General features: G+C 64.2%; 1 protein-coding gene (running past both ends of the window). It reads right to left on the minus strand.

The whole window is internal to a hypothetical protein gene (locus VL688_11115; GenBank protein HTL48597.1) on the minus strand: the coding sequence, 71,880 nt in all, runs 24,183 nt past the left edge and 25,104 nt past the right edge, and what appears here is coding positions 25,105–47,697 — codons 8,369 (complete) to 15,899 (complete); reading right to left, the first codon wholly in view occupies positions 22,591 to 22,593. Both codon boundaries (start and stop) fall beyond the window edges.

Genomic DNA, 22,593 nt, shown 5'->3' on the forward strand with positions numbered 1-22,593 from the left:
GCGCGAACGTTCGTTCAAGCGTCTCATGCTGCGTTCGATCTCGGGATTGGCCGCGGCGCCTTCCAGGACTTCGGCGGCGGAAACGCGAGCGATCAAGTGGCCGTCGGCGGATTCCTTGGTGGACGGAAGTCCCGGCACGTTCAAAAGCCCATCGTGCAGGTCTTCGATGGCGAACGCCGTGCGCGGCGACTGGACCACGAAAGCGCTGAAATTCACCGAAGCCATGCCCGCGGCCGCGATCGCCTCGACATGCGGCCGCAGTCCGGCGACATATTCAGGATCGCGGTATTCGATATCCCGAATCACGCCCGCGACCGAGGCGATGTTCTCCGCCAGCGGGCCGCGCGTCTTGTAAATCTCATAGATGTTGGTCAGGCTGGCCATCGAAGGAAGCGTGACCACCCTTGCGTAATCTTCCGGATTGATCTGCTCGATCAGGCGCCGCATCTGGCGGAGCAGAAGGCGCCGTTCGGTCGAGGCGCGGCGAAGGGCGATCGAGGCCGTGGACTGCGCGGCTTCGCCCTTGGCGCGTCCCTGCGCTTCCTGGGCGTCCCGGAAAGCTTCTCTCGCGCGTTCGAGGCGCGGCAGGAGCCCGCGGATCGCGATCTGCGTGGTCATCAGTTTGAGGTGCAGCGAAAGCCGGTCAAGATAGTAAGCCAGGTCGTCGTCGGAAACCGTATTCTCGAGAAGCGCCTCGGTAACGGAACCGCGCAGCCCGAGCGCGGGCCGGTTTTCCAGCTGAAGCACGAGGCCGGACTGCGTCAGCGCGTAAAGGATCGCGCGCTGGAACGGCAGGAACGCGGCTTCGGCCTGCTCCTGTCCGAGCTTGGTAGTTTTCATGGTCCATTCGCGTCCGCGCGCGTCCGTGAAATGCGGGAACAGCGCCAGCACGTCCGGCGTATCCGCGGGCGGGATGCGCGTGATGTTTTTCTGCCAGTACCGCACGAACGACGAGGCGTCGAGCATTTCCGGAACCTGGTTGCTCGAGGTGTAGCTCACCGCGGCCGCGCCCACCGCCTGCTCGAACAGCTTGACCGTGTCGCGGCCGTAAGCGGCCGAGCGCAGGAACGCCATGCCGCGGCGCAGCTCGTCGCCGACCGCGCGCACGACGCGCTGGTAAAGTTCGGGGCCGCGGCGCACGGCGCGCATGAGCGCGATCACGTTTTCGATGTTGTAGTAGCGGCCGCCCGGCGCTTCCGCGTCTTCGGTCGTGCCCAAAAGCTCCGCGCCCGGCTTGCCGTTCAGCCAATCCGAGTACACGCGGCGGAAGTCGTCGAGATCGATCTGCTTGATTTCGTAGATGAAACGTTCGACCTGGAAGCGGTAGCGGTCGTCCGCAAGTTCGGCTTCCAGCACGCGGTCGATCGCGGCCTCGCCGGCATTGACGATGAATTCCGCGAGCGTGATCAGGGAACTCGCCAGGCGCACGTCCGAGCCCGTGATAATCACTTCGTTGTGGCGGAAGAGGAAGGTGTTGAATTGCTGGCGCTGCTTGGCGGTCATGCCTTGGTAAAGGCGGTCGAGGATCGCGGGGTCCGCCTGCGTGATCGTGATCGGCCCGGGCGCTTCCGCGGTGCGGGACAAGTCTTCCGCGCGGCGCGAGATGCTGTTGGCGATCAGAAGCTCGCGCAGGTAAGAGCCGAGAAGCTTGGGTTCGCTCGCGCGCCGGATCTGGTTGGTCCTGCCGTCATAGTCCGTCTTATGGCCCAGGTTGACTTCGCTGTACGGGAAGTGCAGGTGGTACACCATACCTTCGATCGCGGTGCGGAGAAGCGCGTTCGGATCGAACGTGGTTTGTTCGGGCTGCGCGGTTTCCGAGACTTCGTCGAACACGATCCGCTCAGGCGGCGTCAGGCCTTCCTCTTCGAACCAGCGCCTCACGTCGTCTTCGGTGAGCGGGCCGGCAACAGGAGCGGCCGGAGCGGGAGCGCCTTCGGCCGCCGGCGTCGCCGGAGCCGGAGCCGCGGGAACGGGCCCGCGCGTTTTCGACCACTGGAACTGGCTTTCGCCTTTGTACGGGGCGGTCTTGGACGCCACGAGAAATTCTTCGACTTTGGCCGCGCCGCGTGTCTTGCTGAGCATGAGGGCTTTCAGGAAGCCGGTGATGATACCGCCGGAAACGCTGTCCACGAAGCGGATGTCGGTCTTGGGATCGATGCCCGCGGCCAGGACTTCCGCATAAATGCCCTCGGCGATCCGGTTGAATTCCGGATCCGTGCGCATGCGTTCTTCGAAATACGGCAGCAGCGCGTCGTAGAAGCGGCGTTCGCGCACCGCGGCGTCCGCCGTGCCCGCCCGATTCTCGCGTTCCTCGTCCTCGCGGAAGAGGCCGCGCACTTCGCCCACCATGCGTTCCATGACCGGGTACGCGTTGCCGAGCTTTTCACGCGACACCTGGATGAGGACGTTTTTCGACTCGTCGAATTCCGCGCCCTGCATCATCTGCTTCGTGATCCAATAGTTTGCGCCGTCGCGGGCGAGATAAACATTGACCTTCTTGTCGTCGATCTGATCCACGACGTAAGGCAGCAGGCGGTTGATCGCCACCAGGGCGTGGTAGAAGGTGTACTTGCCCCTGTTCGCCGGGTCATAGGCCTCGCGGATCGCGTTCTTCAGGTAAGAGATCCTGGAATCCAGCAGGTAGCGGCGGACGTCTTCGGAAGCGCCGGTCCCCGCGATTTGAGCTTTGAGCTCCGCGGCTTTCTCATCGAGCTTTTTCAGGATTTCGTTTGCATCGTAGGCTTGAACTTCAGCGGTGGGCTTGTAAAAGGCATTGAGGCGCATTTCGGGACGCAGGACGGGGCCGGACAAATCGATCTCCTGCGCCGGAGGCCCGCGGCGCGTGAATCTCTTGGCCGCGGCCTGGTTCACGAACGCGGCATTGGCGCGGCGCAGCGTGCGGTAGTTGTCGAACTGTTCTTCCTGGCTGCTCGGCGCGTGCACGCCGTTGGCGGCCGCGAACGTGGCGCGGTCCGGCGACTGCCAGGAACGGCCGAGGTCGAGCGTCTTTCTCATACTGCCGGAAATCAGCGCGCGATAGATCAGGCTGCGGAGCGAACCGTACTGCGTGCCGTACGCCTTTTCGGTCGACGCGGGGCCGACGACGATGGTGCTCAGGAATTCCTGCATGCCCACGGCGTTGTAATCGCGGCCGCCGAGCAGCGCTCTCGCCTGCTCGTCGGACAGGCCGTAATCTCTCACGATCTGAGCGCGCGTGACGCCGGGTTTCAGCTGCAGCGCGACGGGCTGCAGGCCTTCGTTCAGGTAGTTCCACAGGAATGCGAGCGCGCGCAGGCGCGGGTCGTCGGGATATCTCGGGCCGGCTTCGCCTGCCGGGCGGTTCGTGGCATGGAGCGTTTCGGTCAGCCACTCGTAGAACGCGGGGCCGTTACGCTCGTCGATCGCTTCGATCGCGGGCTCGACCGGGATGCCGGTGCCGCGCAGCATTTCGGTGCGAAGGCGCAGTCCCGAATTGCCCCAGATCGCCATGACGTCGTTCTGGAATTCGGGGCTTGGATTTTCCCTGTCCGTGTGGCCGGTCACGCGTCCGGCAATGATGTCGAAATGCAGTTCCACCTGGTCGAGGACCTGTTTGCGCACGGGCCAGGGCAAATCGCCTTTCAGGACGAGAAGCAGCGGCAGCGTCGACGGGGCTTCGGTCTTGAGGGGCTTGGGAGCCGGAGCCGGCACGGTTCCCCGCGTCTTGTCGCCCTTGGTGCCATCGGCCCAGCGCACGCCGTTGCGGTTGTCCAGCGTCTTGACCTGTTTGAGCGAGGTGGACGCCAGGCCCCGCAGCGTCGGGAAATCCTGGTCCGTACGGAAAGCGGCGCCCACGGAAATCGTGAACTCCGGCATGTTCTGCAGCGGCTCGGCGCGCAGGTATCTTCCCTGCACCTTGAGTTCCCTGTTCCAGTCTTCCAGCTTGCGGGCGAGCGCGGCCGCGAGCGGCACGTTCTTGCCTTTGTCGAAAACGATGAGCGCGCGGCCGCGGTTGACCGCGATCGGATAACCCACGGTGGTCTTGATCAAGTCACGCGTCTTGTCGTCGAGCGAGCGGAAATCCTGCGCGCTCTCGGCAAGGCCGAAACGGCCGTGCGTGCCGAACGAAATTTCGGCGCGCAGCCTTTCGAGGAAACGGGCGGCAAGCGCCTTGTCGAGCGGCCGGTCATTCGTGCCGGTGATCAGCAGCCAGGATTCGTCGGGGCCGCGGCGGATCTGGCGGGCCGCGAGCTTGGGACCGTCCGCGTCGCGGAAAACATCTTCTTTCAGGATGTCGTCGATCGCGCGGTTCATGACGATGCGCACCATGCCGGCGAACTTGTACGTGCGGCCTTCGAAGGCCGTGTGGTACTGCGTGAGGAAGTCGATGTCGACGGTGGCCAGCGCGAACTGTGTGTTCTGCTCGATCAGCTGCCCGATGAGGCGTTCGCCGTCGCGCTGCCCCATGGCCGCTTCGGAAGTCGTCATGATCGGCGTATCGTCGCTGATTTCGGTGGCGGTTCTCCAGGTCTCGCGCTGTTCCAGCTTCGTGGCATCCAGGAAATAAACCGGGGGCAATTCGGAATAACGGCGGTTGCCGGCCGCGTCCCACAAGCCCAGCGTATCGTAGTTTTCCTGCCCGCGGACGAGAATCATTTCGGAGTTGAGGAAGGCATCGGCCACGTCGCCCGCGATACCGCGGTCCCCGTCGTGGCGCTCGGTGCCGGAAATGTTGCGGAGATCGAGGCCGTAAGTGGCCGGGCCGTGATCGGACAGCACGAAGCGGCCTTCCAGCTTGTGGCGGCGCAGGTGCGCGAGCGCCGGATGTTCGAGAGCGGTCTCGATGTCGCGGACCGTGAGGGCGCGGCCCACGGGCACGGCTTTGGCCACGCCGAAAATCGTCAGGCCCTGGTTGTCGTCGAGCCATTTCTGCACCGCGAGGAGGTCCTGCACGCCTTTAGGATCGCGCGGGTTCACGTTTCCGAAAACAAAAGTCGCCTTGGCGAAGCTTGAAAGCTGCGGAATCGCCGTGATCGCCGGAGCCGGCGCGTCCAGCACCGCGGTGATCGCCTGCGCCTGCGCGTTCGCGGCTTCGTCATGTCCGGCTTCTTTGAGCGCCATTTCCACGATGCGGTTGTGCAGCGTCACGTATTCCGGAGCGCTGAGCGTGGTGCGGAATTCACGGCCGCCCAGGAAAGGCGGCTTCCACTGGCGCACGCGGGCGGCAAAATCTTTCACGTAAGTGCGCGTCGCTTCGTTCTGGATGCCGCGCGCGTCCAGAGCCGCGTCGAGGAAATCGTCCATTCTCGCGTCGGCGGTGACAAAATCCGTGATCGGCGCGCCGGGACGATAGTCTCCGGGCACCTGCGTCAGAAGCATCTGGGTCCTGTTTCCGGGTTCGTAATGCGGGGCGTCCACGCTCTCGACTTTGTCCAGGTTGCCGAGGAAAAGATCCATCATGTCCAGCACGACTTCGGCCAGGGTGCGGTCGCGCGTGACCACTTGCTGCCCGCCGCCCGTCGCGGCCTGAGGAGCGCCGTAACCTCCGGCGGCCTGAACGCCGTATCCGCCCGCCGCAGCCGGGGCCCCGCCTTCCGCCTGGGGCGCGCCGTATCCGGGCGCGGCAGCCTGGCCGCCTGCCTGGGGCTGTGCCCCTGCGGCGGCATAACCGCCCACAGGCGCGCCTTCTATCGGCTCGGACGTGGCCGCTCCGTAACCGGGAGTGGCGGCCGCGGCTCTCGCGGCCCCCGCCCTGACTTCCCTCTCTATAATAGGAAGGAAGCCCAGCCTGGAAACTTCATCCGCCAGGTCCAGCGTCGCCTGGTAAGCGACCGCGTCGAGGGACCGGATCTCGCCCAAGTTGGCATTCGGTTCTTTTTCGCGCAGCAGCTGGATCGCGCGCACGCCGCGCTTGATCTGATCCAGGTTGATCTGGCTGTTGGCCAGGAAACGGCGCGCGCCGTACTTGTCCAAAAGCCGGTCCGCGGCTTCGAACGATTCGGCGTAAAGATAAAGGTCTTCCACCAGGTGCCGGAGGCCGGCCGCGGGCTTGGCGCCTTCGAAGAAGGTCTTGAGTTTGCGCCCGCCCCTGCCGAGGTCGCCTTCGATCTCGAAATCAAATTGCAGCATGAAGCGCAGGATTCTGAGCGCCAGGCGCGGGTTCAGGTCCGCATGGCCCGCATCCGGATAATTGACCCGCAGGACGCCTTCGCGGAGATCTTCGCGGCCCGAGAAGCTGTCGTGGATAATGTAGTCGCTTCCTTCTTTCCACAGCGCAAGACGGTTGATGGTCAGTTCCGGCACTTCGGTAAGGGCCCCGACGTTGGGCGGCGTTTCATGGACGCGGCCCGTCGTGGCGTCGATGACGCCCGTCACGTGGATGGGCAGCCGGCGCCCGTCCGTGTGGACCATGACCGCGCGGCCTTCGAGCACTTCCTGCGCGGTGAGGTCCTGCGAAATCGTGCCGTCGAGCGCGCGGCCCTTGAATTTCTGGGCCAGGACGCCTGCCGCGGGCATGGCCGCGTCAAACAGCAGCCGCTCGCGGAACTGGTTGATGAGGTAAGCGCGGAAGGCCAGCATCACGATCTTGTCCGCGTCTTCGCGCGTCAGCGGGCTCTTCGCCTGACGCTGGGATTCGTAGACGTCGCGGATCTGCCGGCGCAGCTTGAGATTGAAGGCCGGGTCCGAGGCCTTGGCCGCTTCATAGGCTTCTTTGTAACGCTTGTAGTCCGGATACTCTTCCAGGATTTTTTCGTACAGGCGCTGCTGGTCTTCCTTGATCTCGACGTGATTGGCGTGCTTGATCTCGCCGATGAGCTTGGCATCCTGCGGAAGTTCTTTCAGCCAGGCCAGCTCCGTCTCGCGGGCATTGAGCCGGGCGACGGCTGCGTCGTCGAGGCGGACCTGGAGCAGCACGTCGACTTCGTCGCTGCGCTTTTCCTGCCCTCCGAGCTCGTTACGCACGATGCCGCCGAACGCCACGACCGCGGGATTGTTGACCCCGTCGAGGAACGCGCGGAGCGCCCCGTTCTGCGTGAGCTGGTTCGGGGCCAGAGTCTCGCGAAGCTCCGCCCTTTGCTGCACGGCCGTCACGGCCGCGGCCAGCCGCGGGTTGTTCAATTCGGGCGCGTCACGGAGAAGCGGAACCACGTGATGGCGGACGAAAATGCCGAGTTCCCGGAGCGCGACCGGCTTGAACCGGCGCGCGCCGCTGAGGGCATCTTCCACGACCGTAAGCGCCGCGTTTGCGAAATAAGCGTCGCCCACGGCGGCGCGGACGTCGTTGATGCTTTGCACCGGCGCGTCTGGAATAATTTCCGTGCTGAGGCTCGAGAAAGGCGTGAGGCCGCTTTCGATCCGCGACACCACATCGCGGAACGCTTCCCGATCTTGGAGCGGCTTCAGCGCCCGCGTCAGCCTCTCGCTTCCGAGCTCCGGGCGGCTCTGGATCAGTTTTTTCAGATGTTTCACGATGAAGCTCAGCTTCGCGTCTGGAAGATTGTGGAGCCGCGGCTCTTCGAGCATGAGCTGCACCGTCTGCATAAAGGCCAGGTCGCCCATGTCCTTGCGGAAATCATCCACGAATTTCCAGGCCGCGTCATACTCAAAGTCAGGATAAAAGGAGCGGTCCCGGATGCCGTCCGCCAGCTTTTTCGCGGCCGCGGCAAGATGCGTGTCCGGCGTTTCGGCCGTGAGCTCGGCCGGCACGGGCTTGTCCGCGAGATCGGGACGCCGCGCAAGCAAGGGACGCAGGTGTTCTTCTTCGAGCCTCTGGTACAGCACGGGAGCAAAGCTCTTGACCCGGTCTTCGAGAATGGCGTCCAGCGCGCCGCGGAAATAAGCGTCGCCGGCAAGGATGGCGGCCAGCGCGGCGTGATAGGTTTCGTCGCCCAGGTCTTTTCCGACGGCCTCGATGCGTTCTCTGCGGACCTCCGGGCCCAAGTCCCCCGGCGCACCAAAGCCGGTGCCGGCCACCGCGTCGAAGATCCGCGTGATCGCGCGTTCGAGCGGCGTCTTGCCGTAGCGCGAGCCTTCTTCGTAGACGCGGCGGAAATTCGTGACGGCGTTGTCAAGCCTGTCGTTCAGCAGCATGGGCCGGCGGGTAAGCATGCGGCGAACATGGAGATTAAGCAATTCAGCCACGATGCGCGGCGGCAGATCGTAGTGGCCGGCTTCTTCCACGATCGCGATTACGGCTTCGCGGAAGAGCACGTCTTTGGCCTCGCGGCGGACGCTCTCGATCATTTGTTCGCGCATCAAGTCACGGTCCTGGGCTGCCTGCACCGCGATCAGGATTTTGCGCACCGTCGCATAAACCGGCGGCAGTTCGGGCGCCGCGGGCGCTTTTTCCGGAACCTTTTCGAGTTTCGACGCGGCCGGGACCTTCTTCACGAAACCCTCGTAAAACCGCTGGAACGTCTCGGGGAACTTCTCGCCTTTTCCGAAATTGCGCAGCAGGCCTCCGATGATCGGAACGCCCGCGTATTCTTCGCTCTTATGGAAGAGCTGGTCGAAGCCGTCGGTCATGTACGTGCCCAGGTCCGTGTCCGGGCCGATGAGGCCGCGGTCGAACTGGAAGATGGCCTTGATCTCGGCCGGCTTGTGCTTGGGAGAGGTTTCGAACCGCACACGGACGGTCTTGGCATCCACCTGCGCGACCGTGACCTTGTAGCCGGGATAATTTTTCCAGGCGTAGACAACTGGCTCTTCGAGCTTCACTTCCACGGGAATGATCTCGTCACGGGACGGCACCACTGACGGCGCCGCGTGCGCTTCCACTTCAGGCACTTCTTCTTCGGCGGCAACGCCCACGAGATACGTGCGCAGCGTCGTTCCCAGGATTTGGCCGCGCTGGGCTTCATCCGCGACAAAAGGCGCGAGCGACCAGACTTTCGTGCTGCTCCTGCGGATGCCGATGAGTGCGGCCGCGCGGCGGGCGGTATCGCCGGCGGCAAGGCCGCGGCGGCTCGCGATTTCCGTGACCAAGGCTTCGCGTCCGTTGAGCCCGGCCCTTTCGAGGGCTTTCAGCTTTTCGGCAAAATCCGCGGCGGTCGCCGGTTCGGTCTGTTCTTTCAGGAGCGCGGCCAGGACCTCGTCCACTTCCTTGAGAAGCGCGTCCGCCGCTTCCGGTGTGGGAGGCACTTCCGCGAGCGCGGCGATGAGAAGATCCACATTGTCCACGTAGCGCCGGGTGCCCGGATTGAAATAGCTGCCAAAGAAATCGTCGCGGAGCACCGCGGGATCGTGCACGCGCAGTTCCGTGCGCGCGAAACTCCATTCGCGGCGCGTCTCGTCTTCCTCGTCGCCGAATTCGCGCGCGGTGTCCATGGCGTCGATGACTTCGTGCACGGCGCCGACCGCGTCGGCGTCCAGGCCCGGCGTTTCTTCGACTTCCGGCAGCGCTTCCGGCGTGAGGCCGGTGGTCGCGGGCGCGTAACGGCGGGCGGCCCAGCGGATAGCCTTTGCAGACAGGACAAAAAGAAGCACGGTCAGCGTGCCCGCCACCATCATGGTATGGAACGCCATGAAGTACCACGGGAAGCGGACTTCGTTGGAAAAGGCAAAGCCGGGCGGCGGCAGCGCGGTCACCATGCCGTCACCGATGGAAATCGCGGATCCCACCGGGCTCATCGCGAACGGCGGGATGCCATAGATAAGGAAGACGACGGTCAGGCCCATGGTGATAAGGCCCATGGCGATGCTGACGCCTTTGGTCCAGGATTTATTTTTCCACAGGATGCCCGAGAACCAGGATGCGAGAGGGCCCATCATGAAGGCCACGCCGATCGGGAAGAACCACAGGAACCAGTGATAGTCGAGAAGCAGCGGCAGGATCGGCCCGAGAGCGCCGACCGCGGCAATGCGGAAGGCGGTCGTGACCGACCACCAGAGCAGCCTTCCCCGCTCGCGGGAAATGTCGCGGCGGATCAGGTCCGCGCGGCCCGGCGTCAGGCGCAGGGCTTCGTCGTAGGTTTCGCGGATGCCGCGCGTCACGAAGAAATTGTCCGCCAGTCCTCTCAGGCTAATGGGGATGGTAAAAAAGTACAAGTTGATCCGGAAATCAATGAGCCTGAAAAATCCGCGTAAGAGGTCCACCGCCCACATGAGGTGCATGGCCCGCAAGACAGGCTCCGGCCCGTACCATTCCATGAGCGCGCGCATCACCACGAAAACAATGCCGACCCCGAGGCCGATGAACCATCCGAACGGCAGGACCGTGGAGAAAAACGCGGCCATGCCCACTTTGGCGACGATCCATTGCGAGACGCCCGGAATGGCGCCGATCATCAGGATGCCGAGCATGGCGTGAAGGACGAGGCGGTACCAGCCGGTCCGCGCCGCCTGCCGGACTTTCGTGTCGCGCTCGATCATCGTCTCCGCCTGTTTTTCGGGCGTGGTTTCTTTCGTGGGATCGATCTCGTGGCGGAAATAGCGCGCGCCCCAGAAGCCGGTCAGGATCGCGGAAAGAATGCCCGTCAGCAGCGCGGCGCCGAAGACCGCGAGCGCGCCGAAGCCGAGGAGGAAATGCCCGATGAGGAAGACCGAGAAGAGACCCAGGCCGAACGCGAACGAGGTGCCGAACTCTTCGAAGTAATGCGCGAGCGGCAGTTCCGGCGATTCCGTGCCCGTCGATTTCCAGACCGGCTTGGCCTGCGCGGCCAGCATTTCGAAACGCACGGCGTTGGCGTGGTCGCCGCGGATGCGGGCCAGGCGCGCCTGCTGCTTGTAATGGGACACGAGCGTATAGTTGGCATAGAACTGGCGGAAGCCTTCGGCATTCGCGTCTTCGGTGAGGAACAACTTGTTCAGATAAATCAGCGTGGACATCACGGTCTCGGCCACTTCGATGGGCACGTCCGTGAAAAGGTAATTGCGCCATTCGCGGAACATCACGGTCGAGACGACGAGTACTGCGAGCGCCGGCAGGAAGACGGCCGGCGTGATGGGCAGAAGCCCGATCGCGAGCGGGATTGCGACGAACGCGCGCCACACGTGTTTCGGGATGCCGAAGGTCCTATCGCGGATGCCCAGGTAAATCAGGATGAGCGTCGCGACAACGCCCAGGATCGGCGCGGTCCACAGGAGCGCGGTGAGCGACAGCCCCATAAACGGCACGAAGGCAAGGAGAATGGGCACGGCGAGCGCCAGGTATCTCAAGAACCCGGGCAGCCGGAACGTCCTCAGGAACGGGAGCCGCACCGTGATCGGCCGCGGGCCGTTGCGCACCGCCCAGAAGAAGATGGCGGCGCCGAAGAACAGGGCGAAAAACAGAAGCGGCAGCGTGACTGAAGCAAAGATGCCGAGCGTCAGCGTAGCCGCGCTCAGGAATTTAAATCCGACGATGAGCGCGGCGATCATGCCGCCGATCGAGAACATGATGCCGAGCCCGTTGTAGAGGCTGCCATAGCGGCGGTCGAAAATCCGGTCCGCTTCCGAACGCATCTCTTCCTGGTCCTGCAGCCGGATATGCGCCGGCGCGTCTTCGGCGTTCGCATCCACGAACTGGTTCATGAGGCGTTCCCAGAGCGGCGCGACAAATTTCGGCGCAATGAGCGTGATCATGACCTGGAGGAAGATCGTGACGGCGTAAAGGGCGTAGAAGACTTCGGAAACGCCCGGGATCATGACGCTGATGAAGCCGATGAAGAGCAGCCGCTTCCAGATCGGCTCGCCGATGATGCCGCGCATGACGAGGTTGTTCGGGTAGCGCGAGTATTCACTCGTGTTCCAGTGGCCGAGGAAACGCAGCGCCACGTTCGTCACGTCGAAACGTTTCCAGATGCTGACTTCGCGTTTGTGTTCGTCCGGGAAGTGCGCGGGCGTGCCTTCGGTGATCGGAACGTCGGTGAGCAGCGTGGCCGCGACCGGCAGCATGACGTTGCGCTCGGTGTCGGGCTCGGCTTCGTAGATGTTCGCGGACGATTCTTTTTCGTCGTGCGATTCCCAGATTTCCGGGTCCGCGGGATAGTCTTTCATCATTTCCGGGATGAGGCCGTCCATGACGTCGGAACGCATGCCGAATTTACCGAACGCGCGGCCGCGTCCTTCGGTCGCGAACAGGACCACCTGGAAGAAACGCAGGGTGGCCTGGGCCACGCCCTTCAGGAAGGTGTACTGCGCGTCGCCCCAGTTCGAGTACTCGATCCACGGCTGGTACATTTTGTACTTCGCGTTGTTTTCCGAGTGCGACATCTTCTGCACCGTGCGCAGCGCCGTATCGCGCGGCCACACGTTGTCTTTGTCCGAGATCAGGTGGTTCTTGATGCTGTTGACCGGGTCGCCGATGTTCAGCGGATTGCCGCGGTATTCGCCGTAATAGAGCTGGCCGTGGGCATTGCGGCGGAAGTAATCGCGGCCGGTCATGTCCGGCCCCGTGTCGCCGTGCGTGAGGTAGCGGTTCAGGTTGTAATACGACCACGGCTTTCTCACCTGCGACTGGCGCGGGAACACGTAGAACTTGTCTTTGCCGAAATCGCGCCACAACTCGTAGGCCAGGCGCGCCGTGCGCTGCTCGCGCGGGTCGCTGAGCGCGAGGAGGCGCGACATGTCGCCGTTGGCCGCGGCCCAGCCCGCGTCCAGGATGCGCTGGATCTGCGGCCACTGGCCGTCGGAAGTACCGCCGTCGAAAATGACGCGCATGTTGTGAAGCGGGTCCGGATCGTCCGGGTCCGCGGTGTCGAGAATGCCCTGCATGCTCTTGCGCGCGCTGTCCATCACGATATCGAGTTCGGTGATGCGCGCGACGTAGGTGATCGCGCTCTGGTCGATTTCTTTTTTGCCGACTTCAGGCAGCCCGCGCTCCATGCTGCCGAACGAGAACATCCAGGTCACGAGGCTGAAGCCCAGCGTGATGATGATGCGCAGAAGATAGAAGGTCGCGATCACGGAAAAGAGGTTGGCGCCCAGGATCAGGTAGCCGGAGAAAATGCCGCCCTTGATCAGCGTCAGCGCCGTGTCGATGACGAGCGGGTTCTGGCTGAACATGTAACCGAACACGTACCACAGCGTGCCGAAGAGAATGCCGGAATGGAAGAGCTGCCAGAGCGTGGCCTTGCCGAACTTGCCCACGGAGGCCGGGACGTGCAGCGTGAACAGGTGCCAGCCGAAAATCGAGATCCTTCTTTCCACGTTCGGGCCCGGAAAGTCGTTGGTCCTGCCCCAGATCGACTGCGGGACCAGCAGGTCGATGAGCGCGCCGGTAAGCGTCGGGATAAATCCCGCGGAAACCATTTCGCCCGCGAGCAGGATCGCCAGGCCATACACGATGGCGGCCAGCGGCAGGAAGGCGGGCAGCAGGAGTTGAATGATCAGGACCGCGGCGCCCGTGATGCCGATGATCGAAAATTTCGCGACCTGCGGCCGGTAATCCGCGTCGATGACCGAAAGCAGCCGGTAGGCCAGGAAGGCCGCGGACAACAGGCCTCCGAGCAGAAGGACAGCCGGCACCAGGAATTGCGCGGCGAAATAACCGATGAGGCCCAGTGTGAGCCCGGTGAGCACGCCCATGACCGTAAGGCGCTTGCCGATGTTCGCGTACGGATTATTTTTGGCGGCTTCGCGCCAGGCCACGCCCACGCGGTAGAACGGCTTGCGCAGCGTGGAAAGGCTGAAGAGCTGCATCACAAAGCGCGCGAGCACAAGCCCCAGGATGACCAGCGCATGCGTGGCCAGTGTCCCCGGCTTGTTCAGGTCGTACAGGCTGCGGAAAAAGCCCCAGACGCCCGAACGTTCTTCTTCGGGCAGGAAGCGCTGCAGGCGGCGTTCGATCTCCTGCCGGTGCGCTTTGTTGACGCTGCGCTCGGCATACGTAATGAAAAGTTCTTCGGCGTCCGAACGCATTTCCTCGCCCGGAGGCAGGTCGCCGCGGGTCTCGCGCAGCACCTGCAGGATACCCACCCTGCGGCGCACGTCGCCGCGGATGTCCATCAGCAGCAGGAGTTCGGTCTGCGTGAGCGCGGGAATCGAGTCGGGAACCGTCGTCGGATCGGTCGCCTGCTGGAAGTAACGGCCCGGATAAAGAATGTTGATCTGGGCCTGGGCGCTCACGATGCGCAGACGCTGGTGCGCTTCCATCACGTCATCGACAAGCAGCCGGATGTCGTTGGGCAGGAGTTCGCCGCGGCGGATTCTGTCGACCAGCGCGGCCACGATGGCCGGGTCGGTCAACGAGCGGCCGCCGAGCCAGTAGCGGGCGCGGCCGAGATTCTCGGTATCCAGCCGCGAAAGCTGCTGGCTGACGATGCGCGTGAGCTGCTGGGTCACCATTTCGTTCAGTTCGCGGTCGGTCACGTAAGGAGTCACGGGCCGCTCGGCCAGACCAATCTTCAGCCACACGTCCGCGAGATAAAGCGCGTGATCGATCGGGAATTCGTACCAGTGCATGGCGACAATGGGATCGCGGTTGAAGTCCGCGAGATCGGCGCGGGCCCGCTGAAGCAGGACGCCGCCGACCGTCGGATCGACGAGCGATACCGCGATGGCCTGGGTAACGGCCGCTTCCCGCTTCGCGCGTTCCTGCCGGATGATGAAATCCGCGGGATTGCGCTCGAAATCCGTGACCGCCCTCTGGGCCGCTTCGAGCTGGGGACGCAGCGATGCGTCCGCGGCCGCGAGCGGCGTGAGACGCGTGACTTCGGCCTGAAGGCGCGTGCGTTCGGCATTGATGACCTGGATCGGAACGGTTTGATGGTTGTCCCGCGCGATCTGCCGCAGCCGCTGCGTGCTGAGCTGCTGAATTTCGCGCGCCATCCTTACCCACGCCAGCAAATCCTCGAGCCTGACGCCGGCGTTGCGGGTATTGTCCGCCATCCGGTAGGCCTGGTCGTCGGTGACCGGATAGCCGGCTTCGTTGAGCGCGGTCTGGAGCTGACGCGCGCTGTCGAGCACGATCTGCAGGTCCTGCACGTCGCGCAGGATGACCGCGTCCACGCTGAAACCCAGGCGGTTGACGACCTGCTGGCGCTGATCGGGATCGGTGAATCCCCACGTGTCGTAAAGGCGCTGCGAAAAAGCAGTGATGCGCGAGCGGTGATAAAGCGGCAGGCGTTCCCGCGGGTCGCGGGGCAGGTTATAGACCTGGCGGTAGATGCGCTCCACCTCGTTCTGGATGGTGACGTATTGCATCACGACGTCGTCGACGGAGCGGCCCTGTTCGATCATGACGTTCACGTAGTAGCTGACGTCGAATTGACCGAGCGAAGCCGGGTAGCCGCGGTCGCGGATGTCGGGGCGCTGCAGGTAGCGCTGGTACGATTCCTGGATCTTCTGGGCTAAGGTTTCCGGAGTCTCTCCCGCCGGAATGCGGCCGCGCAGCGCCGTGCGCTGGTCCGCGCGCAATGTCCAAAGGTCGCGGACGGCCTGCGTTTCGCGGTAGGTTCTGTTGCGCAGAACCTCCGCCTCGCGCTGACGCTGCGGCATGCGCGCAATCAAGTCGAGGAGCGGCCCGTTGGTGGAAAGGCGCGGCTCAAGCAGCAGGTTGAAAATTTCCCCGCGGCCCGGACGGACGTACTGCGAGACTTCCTGGTCCGGGCCGAATTGCAGGTACACCTGGTGGCCGAATCCCGAGGCAAAGGTCTGGTCCGCCATGCTGAGACGCGCGATGAGTTCGCGCTGCGCGGCCTCGCGGTAGTTCGGCGACAGCGCCTGGAATCCGGGCATCCGCATGATGCGCGTCCAGGCCGCGGACACGCGGTCGGTCGTGGCCTGGTCCGGCACTTCATGGAAGATGTTGGCCCAGGTCCACAGCAGGCGGCGCTCCATGTTGCCCTGCGGCCCGAGGTCGCGGTAGCTGGAGTCGCCGCGCGCCACGACTTCGAAGAAGCGCCGCATCTGGAAAATCTGCACGGGGTTCATGGGCTCGCTGGCGGCCCTGCCCTCGCCTTCGCGGCGGAAACGCTGCACGGCCGAGCTGATGTTGAGCGCGTCGATGAAGACGTGCAGGTATTCGTAAGAAGCCTTCTGGATGTTGAGCACGTCCTGGAAATATTCGACGATCCACTGGCGGTCGCGGCCGAGCTCGTGCATGCGCACGACAAAACCGAGGCGCTGCCACGGGTCCATGACCGGGAACTGGTCGGCGGCCGCATCCCCGTAGGTGCGGCGGATTTCCTCGATGGCCAGCCTTTCCTGCTCCATGACGAAGCCGTCGTCGCGCAGGAGGCCGGCGATGATGTGGACGCTGGCTTCTTCGCTGTCGGAAACGATCCGGGAACGGACGAGCGTGATCCACGACGAGAGGTCGGCGAGTTCCAGGCGCTGGTGCACGCCGCCCTGGCGGTGATAGCGCATGTACACGGCCTGCAGCAGCATTTCCGTGCGGCCGCGGTCCATGAAGAACTGCCGCGCCTGGTCGATGTCCGCGAACTGGAATGGCTGGCCGGAAAGGCTGTAGCTGCGCATCTGGCCGCGCTGGTCGCGCAGGAACTGCGTGGCGAGCTGCACGGCGTCGCCGGGCAGCACCATTTGCTGGCTGAGACCTTCCCGAATGTCGCGGTCCGGATTGCCGAGGATCAGGTCGACCAGGCTGGGGTTTTCGGCGGAGCCTACCAGGTCGTCGTCGGTCACCCACGCCGGGCGCGGCGCGGTGCCGGCGCGCCAGGCCTGCAGCTCGGTGACCAGGCCGGGCCGCGTCGTGAAGCCGGAATCGTTCTGGGCCGAGAGGCGCCGGACGTTCTGGGCGAACTGGACGAGCTTGAAGAAATCCTCGATCGTGAAGCGGGTGCCGAGAAGCTGGGCGTAGGAGCGGTCCGTCCCCTCTTCGGGGATCTGATAAGTGCGGTAATAATAAAGGTAGAAGTACTTGACCTCACCGTCGGTCAGGCCGCCGTTGCCGCGTCCGGGCCAATGATCGCGCGCGGCGCTCTGGACGCGGAGAAGATCGGTCATGGTCTGCGTGATGTCCGCGGCCGGGAGGTCGATCCTGCGGTTGACTTCCTCGATCATGCGCACGCGGGAATCGAAAAGGCCCCACATGCGGCCGCGGTCGGCGGGGCTCATGGCGCGCAGCGCGGCGTCCGAAGCAAAAGGAGCGACCAGCGTGCCGAGGTTGATGCCCTGGTAATACTGCACCAGCTGCGGGCGCAGGTTGAAGATCATGTGCGCCAGATTGCGAGTATGCGCCGTGAACCGCTGCACGTCGGAAAGCGGCGCTCCCGTCGTCACGAAGTTCTCCTTGCGCGCTTCGATGGACAGAAACGCGGTATAACCGATGAGGAAGTTCCAGCCGTCGTCCGAGCGGTAAAAGCTGTTCAGTCCCGTGATGGAAGCGCCGCGCGTGCGGGCCGCGGCCGCGTCGCCGGTATCGTTGAAGAGCTGCAGCTGCCCGACCGTGCGGTAGAAATCAAGGCGCGCGGACGGATTGGCGTCGATGGCGGGCAGGACGCGCAGGACGTCGTCGACAATGCCGCTCGTCGCGCGCCAGCTCGCCTGGTAATCGACGAGATATTCCGTGCGGAACTGCACCCAGCCGAGCACCGCGCCGAGCGTGCGGGGATCGCTGGCAAAATTTTCACCGACCGTGAGCCGGTTGTCGCCGCGGCCTTCGAGGCGGAAATTCAGGAGCCGGTCGGCCTCGCGGAGAGCTTCGGCGCGGCGCGTCGGATCGCGGAACACCCACTGCAGCCGGGGAACGCGCAGGCGCACCTTTTCCATGTAACGCGTGAAGAGTTCGTCCCAATGCCGCTGGATCTGCGCGTTGTTCCAGCCCGGCTGGACGCGGGCTTCAAGCGCGGCGCCGGCAAGGAAACCGTTCAGGAGGCCGCTCGCCTGCTGGTCCGAGAAAAGACGGCGGTCGACGCGTCCGTCTTTGCCGATGTAACCGGTCAGGCGCGGCAGTTTGCCTTCGCCGAACGCGTCCGCGCCGAGAATCGCTTCATAGTACTGCTGGGCGTTGCGGAGCGCGGTGACGAGGCGGTCGTTGTTGGCGAGATAATAGTCGATCTGGCGCGTGCGCGATTCCGAAGCTTCCAGCGTCAGGGACGGCAGGCGCAGTTCAGGGCCGTCCGCGGTGGTCGGCGGAGGCGCGATCTGAGGCGCCCCTCCGAACGGCGCCCCTGCCCTCGCGGGCGGAGCGGCAACGACGCCGCGGACTTCGACGTCCGCGCCCGGCGGAATGCGGTTGGCCGTGCGCCAGGCGGAAAGCGCGTCGCGGTGCAGCATGGCGAAAGCGTCCAGCCGCGACCGTTCGCGCAAAAAGGCCATTTGCGATTCGCCCTGGCGGCCGATCAGGCCGTTCAGGCTCCTCAGGTGATTGGCCATCACGTACGTGCGTACGGCCGTGCCGCCGCCGTCCTGCGAATCAAAAGGCCCGTTGGGTCCCTGGCCCTGGAAATTGCGGATCCACGTGGCGACGGCTTCGGGATGCTGGCTCGCGAATGCCGCGACCGGCGTGACGGTCAGATGGTCCATGCGCGGAGTGCCCGATTGCGAGCGGAACGCGCTGTTGCCCATGTTCGGATCGAAAGCGCCGAACGGACCGGAAACCGCGGACGGGCTGAAAACGCCAGGGCGCCCGTTCTGCCTTGCGTCGTCCATCATGGCGCGGAAATAATTGGCCTGCATTTCGCGGAATCCCGGAATGTTCATCTGCGCCCAGATCGGGGCGTTGTAGCTCATGCCGGACGCGCCGCCGGTGGATGTCGTCGCGACGCGCGCGGTCGAGCCTCCGGCGAAACGGTAATCCGAGGCCGTGAACGTGGGCGTCAGCCCCGTGAAAGCGCGCGAGTCGACGTCGAAGAGCGTCACGATGAGCGCGATGTCGGCGGAATCTTCGGCGAAAAGATCGGTGCGGAGATTCTCGCTCAGCGTGACGCGCTGAAGGTCCGCGCGCGGCATGAACGTCACGCGCGCCGAAGTGTGGAACAGGTGCCGGTCGCCGTTCAGCATGGCGCGGTAGCCTTCCCGCTGGGCGTTGATCGCCGCGATCGCCTGGTCGCGCAGGTCGGTCAATTCGCGCGGGATTTCTTCGCCCGCGGCGCGCAGGCGGGCGATTTCGCGGATCAGACTGCCGGCATAGCGCGCGAGCGACGCGGTGAGGTGGGCATTGTCGACGAACGAGATGTCGCCGCTTTGCGGGCGCGGGTCCGCGCGGTCGAGGTGAAGCCCGGGGATCAGCCCGTTCCAGCTCGACTGCGGGTTGCCCTGCAGGCGGACAAGCGTTTGCAAAATGAGCCGGGATTGCGCGGCCGCACGGGCGCGGTCTTCGGGCGCCACGCGGCTGTTCACGTCGCGCGCCTGGACGTGGCCGTAATATTCGAGAAGCGCGCCGATTTCGGTGGGCTGCGTGGTCTGACGCGGCGCGGTCTGGTCCGGGCCGTAAACTGAATACGGGAAACCGGTCCTGGGATCGATGACCATGGAGCGGTCGCCGCTGCGGGCATCGAGGACGTCGTCGAACTGATCCACCAGTCGCTGCACGTCCGCGGCATCGGGAGCCGGTCCAGCCGGGCCTGCGGGTCCCGCGGGCCCCGTGTCCGTATCCATCTGTCCAAAGATCAACAAGACTAAAGGAAGCGCCATCATGCCGGCCGAGCCTGCATCCTGCACCGGCGGGCGGAGCGGCGCGAGAATCGGCGCGGCCCTGACGCCTGTCATGGGATCCACGTCCACCTGGCGGGCGAGTTCGTGAATCGCGGCGGTCGTCAGTTCCGGCGGCATTTCCCGGCCGGAGTTGAGCACGCCGCGGAGCGCGACGACTGAGGGTTTGATCGTGGAAACGTCTTCGCCGTTTTCTTCCATGCGGTCCGTGGCATGGGAGACGTTGCCCATCATGACGAGCGATTGGGCCCTGCCGAAATCGCGCAGGCGGTCTTCCGGCGCGCGCGCGTTGCGGGCCTGCGCCAGAACGCGTTCGGCGGCGTCCCGGTCTGCCCCCGCGTCCAGACGGTCGACGCTCGCGCTCATGGACTGATAAACCTGGATTTCCTTCGAGCTCCATCCGGACCGCGAGAGGTCGCCGACTTCGGTATGCACGCCGACGACGCCGAGAACAGTCGCGCTGAAGCGCATCACCGAGTCCGCCACCGTGATTCCGGTTTTGTCCTGAGCCCAGCCCAGGATGTCATGGCCGACGTTGATCGCGTGATGCTCGACGAACGTGACGGGCGAAGCAACGGCGTTGGTGACGTCGACGTTATCGCCGCGGATCTGCGTGAAGACCCAGGAAGTGCCCTTGCCGATGTATTGCGCGAGGCCGTAATCGTGGACATTGCCCTGGGCGTCGGGATGACCGCCGGCCAGCACCGCGATTTCCGCGCCGACCGTCAGCATCATGCCGAAGGTACGGATGAATTGCAGCCAGAACTTTCCGGATGACAGGGTCCGGAACAAGCCAATGGCAGGCGCGTACGCGAAGCGCTGTGCGAGCGTCGGAATGATTACGGTCGGAGGCGCGCGGGGCGCGGCAGGCGGCACCGCCTCGACGGGCCGAGGTTCGTCGGCCATGCCGAGCAGCGCGCGAAGAACGCGCATTTCCGAGTCCACGCTGTAACGGATGAACGGTTCGAGCGCTTCGAGCGAACGGTAGATGTCCGCCTTCTGTTCCGTGGAGATGCCGCTGTCGTCCTGCGACGCCTTCAGCATGAAATTCCGCACCGCGCCGTAATCGAGCGATTCCAATCCTTTGAGCGCGGGCATCTGCGCGAGCAGGAGGCCGTCCAGGTACTGGTTCGAGAAGGACCGCGCGAAATTCGGAATCGTGAGGACCATGGACAGGAAAGCCGTATTAAGGAAGCCGGAAACCGTGAAGGCATGGACAAACGCCTGCACCGCGATGCCGATGATCGGAATGCCCGCCGTGCTGACCGTAAGATACGAGCCGACAAAACCCAGGAGGCTCGCGCCCGCGATGCCCGCGGGAAGGGCAAAGGAAATCAGGGCGAGGCCGAGCGCGCCGATGAGGGCCATCATGGTCCTCTTCTGGATGAATGTCAGGGCCGGGAAGACGAGCGGCTTCAAAATCAATTTTTGGACGACGCGGTAAACCGTGTTGTACCAGCGATTGCCGTACTGGAGTCCGTTCAGGACGGACACCACCGGCTTCCAGCGCAGGAACAGGTGGTAAATCCCCTTCTCGGCCAGGCCGCCTTTGCGCCAGTCCGTGAACTGGCGGTCGTAACCCGCCTTGTTGGCGGCAAGCATGGCGCCGGCCAGCGCGTGGATCGACGAAGAACGGTCCATGGCTTCGACCGCGCTGATGATCGTATAGCCGCGGATCGTGAGCCCGCCGCGGAAAAATCCGAAAATGATCGCGCGGCGGAAATAACCGTAGAAGAACTGGTCCAGGAGGTGCGGGCCGGCCATGACAAACCAGCGCGCGATGCGGTATCCCCGGTACAGGAATCTGCCCCAGAACGTCTTGGGCTGCTCATCCGGGCCTTCGTGCGGCTGCTGGTCCGCGCGTTTGTAATGCGCTTCGAATTCTTTTTCAAGCTCCGAGTAGATGAACTGCCACTTCTTCACGTCCGGATCGTTGTAATCGAAGCCCGTGGCGCGCGCCAGGTCTTTCAAGTCTTCTTCCGAGTAGCCGAATTCCGCGCGGATGCGCAAAATGATCCGTTCCCGGTCCGGATTCACGCCGAGCTTGAGCATGCCCTGGATGTCGGGCGGCTTGCGCTCGTAGCGGCGAAGGACAGCCTGGATCGCGGTTTCGAGCGCGGCCGACTGCGTCCGCAGTTCCGCGCGCGGCATCGTCTCGTTGACGCGAAGGCCGGAACGCATGCCGGTAAAGATGCCCTGCAAAAATTCGCGGCGGCCGAAATCTCCGGCCTGGGCCATTTCAAGGGCGTTCTTGCCGAACCACAGCGCCCCCATGCCCATCCCCATGCCCTTCTTTTCCATGTTGCGTTCCTGCTCGAGGGTCTGCTCGTAAATCCTTTCGTATTCGTCGCGCCAGAAGCTGAAGTAAAGGCCCTGGTAATAGCTGTTGTCCGGAAGTTCGGCCTTGAACTGGTCGTACTCGGTCTGGAATTCGGGACGGACGAAAGAGCCGTCGGGGTTTTCGACATTCACGCCCTGCAGCGCTTTGAGGCGGCGGAAGGCGCGGCGCATGAAACGTTCGCGCAGGTCGGCGATGTCGGCGCGGCGTCCGATGCGGTTGATCGCGCGCACCATCTCCAGGCCTTCGCGCAGCACTTCGCCCACGTTACGGTCCCGCTGGTCGGAGCGGTAGCCGAGCGTCAAGATCGAGTTCACGTAAGCGCGGACGCGCGGGTTCGAGTAATACATCTCCGGCGTGATGTTTTCCGGGATGTTCGGGTCGGTCGGGAAAAGCGTCCGGTAGAAGCCGCGCGACAATTCACGGGCCCAGTCGAACGCGTGCTTGGTCTGCAGGGTGTCGTTCTGCGGGTTACGCAGTTCGAAAAGGAGCTGGCGGGGCTGCGTCGCGTCCGCGCGGTTGAAGCGCGTCGGATTCGCGGCGCCATCCGCGGGAACACGCGCGCGGCGGCCGTAGTCGATGAAAATGTCTTTCAGCAGCGCGACGCGGCCGAGTTCGTTGCGGTGGTCGGCTCTTGCCGCGGAGATGCGCTGGTTTCTCGCGGCCCCGTCGGCGCCCGTGATGAGCCGCGCCCTTTCGATGATGGCGTTCAGAAGCGCGCTCACTTCACCTTTGGTGATCTG

Source organism: Verrucomicrobiia bacterium (assembly GCA_035495615.1).
GTDB lineage: Bacteria > Omnitrophota > Omnitrophia > Omnitrophales > Aquincolibacteriaceae > DATJFP01.